The 473-nt window shown below is 70.0% G+C and carries 1 pseudogene; it reads left to right on the forward strand.

Features of this window, described 5'->3' with window-relative positions:
- Positions 1 to 473: pseudogene (locus JWG43_RS20740) on the forward strand (S9 family peptidase); the annotation flags it as partial.

A 473-nucleotide genomic window follows, 5' to 3' on the forward strand; every position in this document is an offset into this window, starting at 1 on the left:
CTCCTATGCGGTGCCGGACGACCTGTTCCCGACCGAGATCGTGGTGACGGATCTGAACGGTAGCGTGGTGCGCACGGTCGCCGACCTGCCGCTGAGGGACGATGTGCCGACCGCCTTCGACGCCGTGGCGCCGGGGCCGCGCGCGGTCGAATGGCGGGCCGATGCGCCGGCGACCCTGACCTGGGTGGAGGCGCTGGACGGCGGGGACATCCGCAAGGCGGCCGAGTTCCGGGACCGGGTCTTCATGCAGGCCGCGCCGTTCACGGCCGAGCCCGTGAAGCTGATCGACCTGAAGGAACGGTTTGGCGGCGTCGTCTGGGGCCGGGACGATCTGGCCATCGTCAACAGCCGCTGGTTCAACACCCGGCATGAGACGCGCTTCGTGGTGGATCCGTCCAACCCCGGCGAGGGCCGGGTGTTGCTGGAGCGGAACTATCAGGCGCGCTACGACAATCCGGGCCAGCCGGTGACCC

The sequence above is a fragment of the Desulfobulbus alkaliphilus genome (assembly GCF_016918545.1).
Taxonomy (GTDB): Bacteria; Desulfobacterota; Desulfobulbia; order Desulfobulbales; family Desulfobulbaceae; genus Desulfobulbus; species Desulfobulbus alkaliphilus.